Source organism: Sorangium sp. So ce834 (assembly GCF_051521425.1).
Lineage (GTDB): Bacteria > Myxococcota_A > Polyangia > Polyangiales > Polyangiaceae > Sorangium > Sorangium cellulosum_D.
Window position 1 is genome coordinate 11,854,583 of sequence record NZ_CP150351.1, and the last position, 12,378, is coordinate 11,866,960.

Annotated in this window: 7 protein-coding genes; 2 read left to right on the forward strand and 5 right to left on the reverse strand. The window is 71.0% G+C overall.

Translation table 11 applies throughout. The features are described from left to right. Positions 1–16: 16 nt before the first annotated feature. The 4 genes from WMF20_RS43575 to WMF20_RS43590 all read right to left on the reverse strand — a co-directional run bounded on the left by WMF20_RS43575 (position 17) and on the right by WMF20_RS43590 (position 7,226). Entirely contained in the window at positions 17–4,348 is a 4,332-nt protein-coding gene (locus tag WMF20_RS43575; protein ID WP_437607656.1) for a HAMP domain-containing protein, read from the reverse strand. A 116-nt stretch (positions 4,349–4,464) separates the two neighbouring features. Further along, the gene (locus WMF20_RS43580; RefSeq protein WP_044986901.1) at positions 4,465–4,905 is read right to left on the reverse strand and encodes a response regulator; all 441 of its coding nucleotides are present in this window, start codon (positions 4,903–4,905) and stop codon (positions 4,465–4,467) included. Continuing rightward, positions 4,902–6,551: an ATP-binding protein gene (locus WMF20_RS43585; protein WP_437607657.1), complete on the reverse strand. Its 1,650-nt coding sequence runs from the start codon at positions 6,549–6,551 to the stop codon at positions 4,902–4,904. Before WMF20_RS43585 ends, WMF20_RS43580 begins: the two co-directional genes overlap by 4 nt. A gap of 228 nt (positions 6,552–6,779) precedes the next feature. After that, entirely contained in the window at positions 6,780–7,226 is a 447-nt protein-coding gene (locus tag WMF20_RS43590) for a winged helix-turn-helix transcriptional regulator (protein WP_437607659.1), read from the reverse strand. A gap of 142 nt (positions 7,227–7,368) precedes the next feature. Here WMF20_RS43590 and WMF20_RS43595 point away from each other — a divergent pair, with 142 nt between their 5' ends. Together WMF20_RS43595 and WMF20_RS43600 are read left to right on the forward strand one after the other, a co-directional pair. Next, a complete protein-coding gene (locus WMF20_RS43595) occupies positions 7,369–8,481 on the forward strand; it encodes an alkene reductase (protein WP_437607661.1) in 1,113 nt (370 codons plus the stop codon). A 178-nt stretch (positions 8,482–8,659) separates the two neighbouring features. Continuing rightward, positions 8,660–11,638 carry a HEAT repeat domain-containing protein gene (locus WMF20_RS43600; protein WP_437607663.1) on the forward strand — a complete coding sequence of 993 codons (2,979 nt, stop codon included), beginning with the start codon at positions 8,660–8,662 and terminating at the stop codon, positions 11,636–11,638. 100 nt (positions 11,639–11,738) lie between these two features. Here the strand turns inward: WMF20_RS43600 and WMF20_RS43605 are convergent, their stop codons facing one another. Further along, positions 11,739–12,161: a response regulator gene (locus tag WMF20_RS43605; RefSeq protein ID WP_129579780.1), complete on the reverse strand. Its 423-nt coding sequence runs from the start codon at positions 12,159–12,161 to the stop codon at positions 11,739–11,741. Between the last annotated feature and the right edge of the window lie 217 nt (positions 12,162–12,378).

Consider the following 12,378-nt stretch of genomic DNA (forward strand, 5'->3'; position numbering starts at 1 on the left):
CGGGCGGCTCCGTGGCTCAGTCGTGCCGCAGCCAGTGCAGCATGACCGACATCAGCCGCCCCTCGTCGACGGGCTTGGCCACGAAGTCGTTCAGGCCGGCGTCCAGGCACTTCTGCCTGTCTTCCGGCATCGCCTTCGCCGTCACCGCGATGATCGGCAGCTCGCTGAAGCGGGGATCGCTCCGGATCTCGCGCGTCGCCTCGTAACCGTCGAGCTCGGGCATCATGATGTCCATGAGCACGATATCGATGCTCGCGTCGGACTCGCGCAGGATCTCGATGCCGTGCCGCGCGTTCTCGGCGAGGAGCACCTGCGCCCCGCGCCGCTCGAGCAGGCTCGTGATGGCGAAGACGTTGCGCGCGTCGTCGTCGATGACGAGCACGTTCCGCCCCGTGAGCGCGACCCCGGCGGAGCCGTTCGTGAGCAGCGGCGCGATCGGCTCGGGCAGCTCGGCGCGCGCCGGCCGCGCGGCCTTCTGCTCGGGCCGCTCCGCCGGCAGGTAGAGGGTGAACTTGCTGCCGAGCCCGGGCGTGCTGTTCAGCGAGATCTCGCCGCCGAGCAGGCTGGCCAGCTCCCGGCTGATGGTCAGGCCGAGGCCCGTGCCGCCGTAGGTGCGGCTGGTGGAGGCGTCGGCCTGCTGGAACGCGTCGAAGATGAGCGTCTGCTTCTCCGGCGGGATGCCGATGCCCGTGTCGGTGACCGCGAACGCCAGGACGGTCTTCGCCTTGACGAGCGTGTCCCGCTTGAACCCGAGCCCCCGGCTGGCCACCTCGATCTCGAGCGAGATCCGCCCGGACGACGTGAACTTGAAGGCGTTCGACAGCAGGTTCTTCAGGATCTGCTGCAACCGCTGCAAGTCCGTCATGATCGTCGAGGGCACGCCGGTCCCGACCCGGACCCAGAACTCGAGCTCCTTCTGCTCGGCGATCTGCCGGAAGCTCCGCTCGACGTACTCCGCGAGCTCGGACAGCGACACCCGCTGGGTCTTCACGTCGATCTTGCCGGCCTCGATCTTGGAGAGGTCGAGGATCTCGTTGATGAGCTGGAGGAGGTCCTGCCCCGCGGCGGCGATCGTCTTCGCGTACTCGACCTGCTTCGGCGTGAGCGTGTGCTCCTCGTTGTCCGCGAGGATCCTGGCGAGGATGAGCAGGCTGTTGAGCGGCGTGCGCAGCTCGTGCGACATGTTCGCGAGGAACTCGGACTTGTACTTCGAGGTGCGCGACAGCTCCCTGGCTTTCTCCTCCAGGGAGGCGCTGGCGCGGGCGATCTCGCGGTTCTTGATCTCGAGCTCCGACGCCTTCTCCTCCAGCTCCTGCGAGCGCGAGCCGAGCTCGGTGTTCGACCTCTGGAGCTCCTGGAGCAGCTCCTCCGTCCTCATGCTGGCGCCGATCATGTTGAACACGACGCCGATCGACTGCGTGAGCTGCTCGAGGAACGTGAGGTGGATGGGCGTGAAGTTCTGGAAGCTCGCCAGCTCGATCACCGCCTTGAGGCCGCCCTCGAAGAGCACCGGCAGGACGCAGATGTTGCGCGGCGGCGCCTCGCCGAGGCCCGAGCTCACCCGGATGTAGTCGTCCGGTAGGTCCGTGACGACGATGCTCTTCTTCTCGAGGCCGCACTGCCCGACGAGCCCCTCGCCGAGCGCGAACCGGTTGGAGATGCCCTTGCGCTTCTGGAACGCGTAGCTCGACGTGAGCTTGAGCGTCGGGTGCTTGTCCTCGGACTCCAGCACGTAGAAGGCCCCGTGCTGCGCCGAGACGAGCGGGGTGACCTCGGACATGATGAGGCGGGAGAGCGCCTCGATGGTCCGCTGCCCGGCCATCATCCCGGAGAAGCGCGCCAGGTTGGTCTTCAGCCAGTCCTGCTCCTGGTTGGCGCGCGTCGTGTCCCGCAGGTTCGAGATCATCTGGTTGATGTTGTCCTTCAGCTGAAGGACCTCGCCCTGCGCCTCGACCGAGATGGCCCGGGTCAGGTCGCCCTTGGTCACGGCGGTCGCGACCTCGGCGATGGCGCGCACCTGCGTGGTGAGGTTGCCGGCGAGCTGGTTCACGTTGTCGGTGAGGTCTCTCCACGTGCCGGCCGCGCCGGGCACCTTGGCCTGGCCGCCGAGCTTGCCCTCGATACCGACCTCGCGCGCCACCGTCGTCACCTGCTCGGCGAACACGCGGAGCGTGTAGGTCATGTCGTTGATGGTGTCGGCCAGCGAGGCGATCTCGCCCTTGGCCTCCAGGGCCAGCTTCTGGCGGAGGTCGCCGTTCGCGACCGCGGTCACGACCTTGGCGATGCCGCGCACCTGCGAGGTGAGGTTCGAGGCCATGACGTTGACGTTCTCCGTCAGGTCCTTCCAGGTGCCGGAGACCCCGGGCACCTGCGCCTGGCCGCCGAGCTTGCCCTCGGTGCCTACCTCGCGCGCCACGCGGGTCACCTCCGCGGCGAACGCGCGCAGCTGATCGACCATCTTGTTGATGGTGTCCTTCAGCTCGAGGATCTCCCCCTTCGCCTCGACCGTGATCTTCTGGGACAGGTCGCCGCTCGCGACCGCCTTCGTGACGAGGGCGATGTTGCGCACCTGGTTGGTCAGGTTGCCCGCGAGCTGGTTCACGTTGTCGGTCAGGTCCTTCCACGTGCCGGCGACCCCGGGCACCTGCGCCTGGCCGCCGAGCTTGCCGTCGGTGCCTACTTCGCGCGCCACCCGGGTCACCTCCGCGGCGAACGCGCGCAGCTGGTCGACCATCTTGTTGATGGTGTCCTTCAGCTCGAGGATCTCCCCCTTCGCCTCGACCGCGATCTTCTGGGACAGGTCGCCGCTCGCGACCGCCTTCGTGACGAGGGCGATGTTGCGCACCTGGTTGGTCAGGTTGCCCGCGAGCACGTTGACGTTGTCCGTCAGGTCCTTCCACGTCCCGCTGACGCCCCGCACCTCGGCCTGCGCGCCGAGCTTGCCCTCGGTGCCTACCTCGCGCGCCACGCGCGTCACCTCCGACGCGAACGCCCGCAGCTGCTCCACCATCTTGTTGATGGTGTCCTTCAGCTCGAGGATCTCGCCCCGCGCCTCGGCGGTGATCTTCTGCGAGAGATCGCCCTTGGCGACCGCCGTCGTCACCAGGGCGATGTTGCGCACCTGGTTGGTCAGGTTGCCCGCGAGCTGGTTCACGTTGTCGGTCAGGTCCTTCCACGTGCCGGCGACCCCGGGCACCTGCGCCTGACCGCCGAGCTTGCCGTCGGTGCCTACCTCGCGCGCCACGCGCGTCACCTCCGCGGCGAAGGTCCGGAGCTGCTCCACCATCTTGTTGATGGTGTTCTTCAGCTCGAGGATCTCCCCCTTCGCCTCGACCGTGATCTGCTTCGACAGGTCGCCGTTCGCCACCGCCGTCGTCACGACCGCGATGTTCCGCACCTGGTTGGTCAGGTTGCCCGCGAGCACGTTGACGTTGTCCGTCAGGTCCTTCCACGTCCCGCTGACGCCCCGCACCTCGGCCTGCGCACCGAGCTTGCCCTCGGTGCCTACCTCGCGCGCCACGCGCGTCACCTCCGACGCGAACGCCCGCAGCTGCTCCACCATCTTGTTGATGGTGTTCTTCAGCTCGAGGATCTCCCCCTTCGCCTCGACCGTGATCTGCTTCGACAGGTCGCCGTTCGCCACCGCCGTCGTCACGACCGCGATGTTCCGCACCTGGTTGGTCAGGTTGCCCGCGAGCACGTTGACGTTGTCCGTCAGGTCCTTCCACGTCCCGCTGACGCCCCGCACCTCGGCCTGCGCGCCGAGCTTGCCCTCGGTGCCTACCTCGCGCGCCACGCGCGTCACCTCCGACGCGAACGCCCGCAGCTGCTCCACCATCTTGTTGATGGTGTTCTTCAGCTCGAGGATCTCCCCCTTCGCCTCGACCGTGATCTGCTTCGACAGGTCGCCGTTCGCCACCGCCGTCGTCACGACCGCGATGTTCCGCACCTGGTTGGTCAGGTTGCCCGCGAGCACGTTGACGTTGTCCGTCAGGTCCTTCCACGTCCCGCTGACGCCCTGGACCTCGGCCTGCGCCCCGAGCTTACCCTCGGTGCCTACCTCGCGCGCGACGCGGGTGATCTCCGAGCCGACCGTCTGCAGCTGCTGGACGACGTCGTTCACCTCGTCGGCGATCTGACCGATCGTCCCCGGCACCTCGCCGATGCCGACGCGCGCGGAGAAGTTGCCCGCCTTCACCGCCTTGAGCACCTCCAGGATCGCCTGGAGCTGCATCTCTCGCACATCCAGGTGGGTCCCGTCGGCGCCGCGCCTGCGGGACGGCGGCTTCTTCTTGCTGGCGCCGTGCCCGTTCTTGTCCTTGGTCGCCGCGATGTTGTTCGGTTGCATGGATACCTTCCTGACGACGAGTGCGCGCCTGGAAATCTCGATCGCGCTGGAGGCTGTTCAGGCCCGCGCGGCGCCGGGGGAGGTCGGCGTCACGGGGCCCCGGGTGCGCCGCCGTCTCACGACTTGCCGCGGCGCAGAACTTCTTCGACTTGTCGCTGGAGACGAGCGTGCTCGATCTCGCGGGCGCGCCGCTCGAGCGCGCGCCGCATGCGAGAGCTTAGCTCATCGGAACGGAAAGGTTTCGAGAGGTAATCGGAGGCGCCGACGCGCAGGGCACGCATCCCCGTTTCGACGGAGCCGAACGCGGTGATGGCGATGACCGCCAGGGACGGGTCGTGCTGCTTGGCCCGGGCGATCAGCTCGATGCCGTCCATGCCCGGCATGCGGATGTCCGTGATCAGCAGCTCGAATTTGCCCGATGGGAGCAGGCGGAGGCCCGACAGGGCATCGGCAACGTGCGTCGCCTGATAGCCGTGGTCCGTTGCGATGTCAACGACGAACCGGCCAAGGTCGTCGTCGTCCTCGACAATCAACACGTTCGGTGAGCTCGAACTCATCCCTTCTGTCCTTCCTCCGTGCCCCCTGTTGTCCTCGCCTCCGGGCCCATGGCCAGGCGCGCCTCCGCGTCGACTGCCGAGCTCGCCTCCGGGCTCGCCTGCATGCCCACGGATGAGCTCGCGTCCCGGCTCGACGGCGAGGCGGACGCGACCGTGGGCAGGGTGACCCGGAAGCGCGCCCCGCCGGTCGGCGAGGAGGCGACCTCGACCGAGCCGCCCGCCTCCTGGACGATCCCCTGGACGATCGCGAGGCCGAGGCCGCTCCCACCGCGGGTCGACTTCGTCGTGAAGAACGGCTCGAAGATCTGGTGCATGTCCTCGGCGCGCACCCCGGGCCCCGCGTCCTCGACCTCGAAGCACACCGCGCGGGAGCCCGCCGGACCATCGTACTCGGGCAGGACGCGCACCACGAGCTCGCCCCCGCCGTCCTGGGCCTCGATGGCGTTCAGGCACAGATTGAACACCACCTGAAACAGGCGATCGGAGTCGAGGGCGACGCGCGCCCACGACCCGCTGTCCCGCGGGCACTCGACGCTCGTCTCGATGTCGCGCTTCTTGCACTCCGGGCCGAGGAAGGCGACCACATCGTCGATGGCGCGCCGCAGATCGCCGTCCCCCTGCTGCGGCCGCGACGGCCGAGCGAGGGAGACGAGGCGGGAGACGACCCGCGTGATCCGCTCGGACTGCCGCGCGATCGTCTCCAGCTCGGCGCGCAGGTGCTCCGGGCAGCCGGGCAGGTCGGCCGCCCGGCGCGCGCGGCCCTGGATCACGTTCAGCGGCGAGCCGATCTCGTGGCCGAGCGAGGTCGCCACCTGCCCCGCGGCGGCGAGCGCCTGCGCCTGCTGCAGCCTGCGCTCCACGTTCACCCGCGCCATCTCCTCCCGCTCGGCACGCGCCCGGGCCTCCCGGAGCGACCAGGTCATCGTGTTGAACGCGTGGGCCAGGCGCGACAGCTCCTCCGCGCCCTTCTCGGGCACGGCCGCGTCGAGATCGCCGCTCGCCACGCGCTCGGCCCCGGAGAGGATCGCCCTCGCAGGGAGCGCGACGGTGAAGCGACCCACGACCCCGGCGACGACCGCGCTGACCAGCAGCAGCACGACGCCGGTCGCCGCCAGGCCCCGATTCAACGAGCTCTCCAGCACTTCGATATAATGCCGGTCGCGCACCAGGACGGCCACCAGCGGTGGATTGGCGCTGCTCGGATGGATGGCGACCGTGCGGACGAGCACCGGCTGCCCGACCAGGCTCGTGCGCTCCTCGATGTCCCCTCCCTCGATGAACGCCCGGCGGGCGAGCGCCTCGAGGCGCTCCTGCTCCCCCTTGACCCCCTCCGTGATGAAGACCGCCTCGCCCTCCCGGGTGAACGCGGCGACGCCTTGGATGCGCTCGGCGCTCGCGAAGTGCTCCGCGCGCCGCCGGACGAGCGCGATGTCCCTGCGCTGCAGCGCGCTCTCGACGAACGCCTGAAGCAGCGTGGCGTAATTCCGGAGCTCCGCCGTGGCCTCCTGACGCAGCACCTGTTTGCGGTGCGCCGAGGAAAACAGCCCATACACCGCGATCGCCATCGCGATCGGGACAACGAGCGACAGCCAGAACTGGTGCGCGAGCCTCATCCCCGCGGGTCGGCGCTGGTGCTTCGGGGCCATACGACGATCCACCGCGGCGCCCGGAGGACGCCATCGCGTTGACGCCTCGCATCATCGGCGGCTTCCGATCGTGCGAAGCCCTCGAATCACATCATCATTTCCCCCGAGCGGCAAGGCCTTCCACGAGCTCGGTAGAGGCATTCATCTCGCTACCTCGCCACACGAGGGCTCGGCATCAGGCTATCCCTGAGTGACATTCGGGATCTGGCGGACCCCTCGTGGCATCCGTCACGGGCCCTTGCGTGGCTGAGCGGCGCGCGGCCGAGCGCGCTTCGCCGCCGGGCCGGGCGGCCTGGCCGCGCGCGGGCCGGGCCGGGCCGCGCGCGGGCCGCCCTTCGCCCCGCCGGCGCGCGTCGCGCTCTCCGCGAGCAGCTCCCCCCACCGCGAGATCGCCTGCGCCACCTCGCCGAACCCCCGCCCGGCGGCGGTCAGCTCGTACTCGACGCGGACGGGGGGGCCGGGCAGCACCCGCCGCTCCACGAGGCCGAGCGCCTCGAGCTCCTTCAGCCGGCTGGAGAGCATCCGATCGCTGATCGCGTCGAGCCGCTCGCCGATCTCGCCGAAGCGCAGCGCCCCCTCCTCAAGCGTCGCGATGATCAGGCCGTTCCACGGCTTGGCGAGCACGCTCATCGCCGTCTGGAACCTGTCGCAGAGGTGCTGGCAAGAGTGCTTCATTCTTCGTCCCCGTGCGCAGCATGACCTCGTCACTACCAAAAAGGAAGTGCCTTGACACGAGGTAGCTACGACGCATGATGCTCGTCCGACGGATGCTACTTCCCTTTCGGAAGCTACGTCTCTTTTGCAAGGAGAATCGATCGTGACCACCGCCTCTGACCTGCTGTTCAGCCCGCTCGCGCTCGGTCCCCTGTCGCTGCCGAACCGCCTCGTCATGGCGCCGATGACGCGCTGCCGCGCGGAGGGTCACGTGCCGACGGAGCTGCATGCGCGGTATTACGAGCAGCGCGCCTCGGCCGGCCTCATCATCACCGAGGCCACGCAGGTCAGCCCGCAGGGCATCGGTTACCTGCGCACGCCGGGCATCCACACCGACGCGCAGGTCGAGGGGTGGCGGCTCGTGACCGACGCGGTCCACCGGGCGGGCGGGCGCATCTTCGCGCAGCTCTGGCACGTCGGGCGGGCGTCGCACGTCTCGTTCCAGCCGAACCGGCAGGCGCCCGTCTCGTCCTCGGCCGTCGCCATCCGCAAGGGCCACGCGCACACGCCCGAGGGCCCGCAGCCGTACAGCACCCCGCGCGCCCTCGAGATCGACGAGATCCCGGGCGTCGTCGCGCAGTTCGAGCACGGGGCGCGGCAGGCCAAGGCCGCCGGCTTCGATGGAGTCGAGCTCCACGCGGCGAACGGGTACATCATCGACCAGTTCCTCCGCGACGGCGTGAACCGGAGGACGGACCGGTACGGCGGCTCGGTCCAGAACCGGGCGCGGTTCCTGCTCGAGATCACCGACGCCGTGACCGCCGTGTTCGGCGCCGACCGGGTCGGCGTGCGGGTCTCGCCGCGGGCCGATTTCAACGACATGAGCGACTCCGATCCGAAGGCGCTCTTCGGCCACGTCGCCGCCGAGCTCTCCGCGCGCAAGATCGGCTATCTGCACGTCGTCGAGCCGATCTCCGCGGAGCCGCCGGACGCCCCGGAGCGGGTGTCGCCCCTCCTGCGCGACCGGTTCCGCGGCGCGTTCATGGCGAACGGCGGCTACACGCGGGAGACCGCGGAGCGGGCGCTGCGGAGCGGCGCGGCGGACCTCGTCTCCTTCGGCGCGCCGTTCCTGGCCAACCCCGATCTGCCCGAGCGCCTGCGGCGCGGGGCGCCGCTCAACGCGCCCGACGTCGCGACCTTCTACTCCGACGGCCCGCGCGGCTTCGTCGATTACCCGCACCTCGGCGAGGCGCAGGCCGCCAGCGCCGCGCTCTGACCCGAGGGCGTGATGGCCTGAGCCCGGGATCCGCGGCCCCGGCCGGGCGCCTGGGCCAGGAGCCCCGGCGCCGCGGCCCATGATAGGCTCAGAGGCCGATGTCGGCCGCCGCTCCCCCGCTCCCGAACGATGGACTTCCCCCGGCGCCGGGCGCGGCGCGCTCGCCCGCGGAGGCGCGGTGAGCGCGCCGCCGGGCGAGGTGCAGCGCATCGGGGCCGCCGAGCTCCGGGCGTTCATCCAGGACGCGGGGGAGCTCAAGAAGGGCACGCTGCTGTACGACGGCGGGCAGCTCCTGAACCTCGCGCGCTACGAGAACAAGCTGTTCTGCGAGGCCCGGGGCTCGGGGGCGTCGCCCTACAAGGTGACGCTCGTCTACAGCGACGCGCCGGCGCCCGGGTTCAAGGGGCGCTGCACCTGCCCGGCGCGCACCTTCAACACCGCGTTCTGCAAGCACGCGGCGGCGCTGCTCGTCGCCTGGGCGCGCGCGCCCGAGTCGTTCGCCGTGAGCGACGCGGCGCCGCCCGGCGCGCCGGGCGGGGAGACCGCGCGGAAGAGCGTGAAGAAGGGCGCCGCGAAGCCAGAGGCGCTGATGAAATCGGGCGTCGAGCAGGTCAGCACGCTCGTGCGCGAGCTCGGCGTGGCCGGCGTCGCGACGATCGGGGCCGACCGCATCGAGCAGATGGAGAAGCTCGCCGAGGGGCTCCGGGAAAACCGCCTCCGGCGGCTCTCGGCCCGGACGCTCGACCTCGCCGCGCTGCTGCGGGGGCAGGCCGCGGGCGCGCGCGTCGTTGATAAAGCCGCGCGGGGTCCGCAGGCCGCGGGCGGTCCTCAGGCGGGCGCTCGCCGCGGCGCGCTCCCGGCGGTCGCCTACGCGAACCTGATCGCCGACCTCCTGCTCACCGCCCGCAAGCTCGAGAAGCACCTCGCGGGCGAGCCGCTCGACGACCGCCACGTCGAGGAGCTCGTCGGCAAGACGTGGAAGGCGTCCGACCGCAAGCCCGCGGACGGGCTCACGCTCGTCGAGTACGCCTTCTCGACGCGGACCACGAGCGACGATTTCGTCATCCGGGAGAGCCGCTTCTTCGACCTCGAGTCCGGCCGGCACTTCAGCGAAAAGCAGATCGTCCCGGCGTTCATGGCGAAGCGGGGCGACCCGAAGCGGAGCTTCGCCGGCGAGGTGCTCGCCGGGGCGCGGGCGACGACCTACCCCGGCTACCCGCCGCTCCGGCTCGATTTCACCGACCTCGGCGACAAGCGCCCGCTCGACGCCGGCGCCCTCGACGCCGTGCTCGCGCGGGCGCTGCCCGACGTCGGCGCCGCGCTCGCGGCGCTCCAGGAGCACCGCAAGGACGTCTTCGCGCCCGACCTCGTGCCCGTGGCCGTGCGCATCGACACGCTCTTCGCGCGCGGCGCGCGGCTCTCGGCGGTCGACGACAAGGGCGAGGCCCTCCACCTGCCCGACGACCCGGCGCTCGAGGAGCGGCTCGCCGGCTCGCTCCGCGACGCCCGGCTGCGCGCGCTGCTCGGCGACGTCGGGATCGACGCCGCGCTGCCCAACCTGTGGCCGCTCGCCGCCATCGTCGAGGGCCCGCTCGGCCTCTCGCTGCTCCCGGTCGTCGAGCAGGGGGCCGCCGCGCGGAGCGGGCCGCTCGAGGGCTCCGCGTGGAACGCCGCCGCCCGCGAGGCGGGCGCCTCGCCCGCGGCCATCGCGCTCGGCGAGGTGCGCGAGGAGCTCGCCGAGGCGCTCGCCACCGGGCTGACCGGGCTCAGCGCCCGCGCGATCGACCCGCTCGCCGAGCGGCTCCGCGATCTCCGCCTCGAGAAGCAGGCCGCGCTGCTCCAGGCCCTGCCGCAGCGGCCCGATCCAGCGGACCGGCTCGACGACTTCATCAAGCTCTACCAGGTGCTCGAGATGGCGCTCGTGCGCCTCGCCGGCGCGACGCACATCGATCGCGCCGGCGGGGCGATCGAGCGCGTGCCGACCTACGAGAGCGTCGCCGTGGCGCGGCCCGACGAGACGCTACCCCCGGACGAGGTCGCGCGGCGCCGGGCCGCCGGCGCCATGAGCCGCTACGTCGCCGCGGTCCACCACGCGCGCTACTACGCGTCGCTGCCGCCGGGCGAGCTCGTCCGGAGCATCTTCCCGATCTGGGCGGACGGCACCGCGACGCCGACCATCGCGCGGACGTTCGCGCCGCTCGGGGCCGAGGCGCTCGCGGCCGCGGAGAAGGCGCTCACGGTGAAGGCCGGCCGCGTGGCCAAGCTGACCGCGGTGCGGGTGCTGCAGGCGGTCGTGCAGCACGGCGGCCCGGCCCGCGCCGAGGCCGCGGCGATGCTCGGCCGGGTCGCGGAGCACGCCAAGGACGCCGGCCTGCGGGCGCTCGCCCGCGACGCGCTCGACGTCGCCGACGCGGCCGGGCCGGGCGGGGCCGCGGTGCGCGCGCGCCGCGCCGCCCGGATGGAGCGGGTGCAGGAGCTCGCGAAGGCGCTCGGCGCGGCGCCGACCAAGGAGGAGCGGCTCGAGGCGCTCAAGGCGCTCGCCGAGCTGGGCGACCTCGCCGCGCTCCCCGCGCTCCGCCGCGCCTTCTACGCGGACGCCGCGCGCGGCGTGCGCGAGGAGGCCGCGTACGCGCTCGCCCAGCTCGGCGACGTCGAGATGGTCGAGACCTTCGCGCGGATGCTGGCGAGCCGCGGCGAGGACGAGCGGGAGGCGAAGATCGCCGCGTACGCGCTCGGCTACCTGGGCGACGTCCGCGGGCTGAGCGAGCTGCTGTCGGCGTACGCCGAGGGGTACAAGCCCGGCATCGTGGCGGACGCGATCCGCGCGTTCGGCCCCGTCGCGCTCGCGCCGCTCGTGGACCTCATCGAGGCGCGGCCGGAGCTCGCGAAGCGGGCGGCGGCGCTCGACGCGCTGAAGAAGATGGACGACACCGCGGTGGCGGGTTGCCTGCTCGAGCGGATCGAGGCGCGGCGCGGCGACGCCGATTTCGCCGAGAAGGCGCAGCTCTACCTGAAGCTCGCCGACGTGCACCCGCACAGCCGGCGCGAGGTCGCGACCGCGATCGCGGCGGCGCTCGCGGGGGCGGAGGGCAAGGAGGCGCAGGCGGCCATCAAGGCGGCGCAGAAGGCGCTCGGCGTGGTCAAGCGGAGCAAGTAGCCAGCGCCGCGTTATCGCGATACGCGCGATAACGCGGGGCGCCGCGCGTATCGCCGCCTCACCGCCCCTCGCGAGAGGGGCAGAAAGCCGGCGAGTTTCGCTAAGGTAGCTCGACGAGTCTCCAGTACTTGTTGAGCGCTGCCATGAGCTCAACGAAGCTGAGGAATGTGACGGGCTTGAGGAGATAACCGGCCACGTTGAGGTTGAAGGCCCCCACCTTGTCGCGATCGTCGTTCGACGTGGTCAGCACGACAACCGACGTGGCCACGAGATCCGGATCGGCCCGCAGCTCGCGAAGGAACTCGATGCCGTTCATCTTCGGCATGTTCAGGTCGAGCAGGATCAGCCGGCGCTCCACGGGGATGGCGCCGCTGCGCAGCATCTCCAGCGCTTCCACGCCGTTGCCGGCGACCCAGAGGGGGTTCGAGATGTTGTTGCGCTTGAACGCCCGTCGGACGTTCATCACATCGACCTCGTCGTCCTCGACGAGGAGGATGTTGAGGAGTTTTTCTTCGACGCTCATGGTCTCCTGGATCTCCTTGGCGAGGAGGACGTGAACGTCAACCTCCGCGCGATCGCCGCCGCGGCAATTCCCAGTGCAGCACGGCGACCGCCGCGGAGGTCTCGCGGCCGCCGGTGAGCCTGGACGCACTCCGACCTGCCCCTACCCGCGCAGGCTCTCTCGAGGCGTCTCATCGTTCGAGCTTGGACCACCGGTCCGTCGGGTTCAACTCCAATGA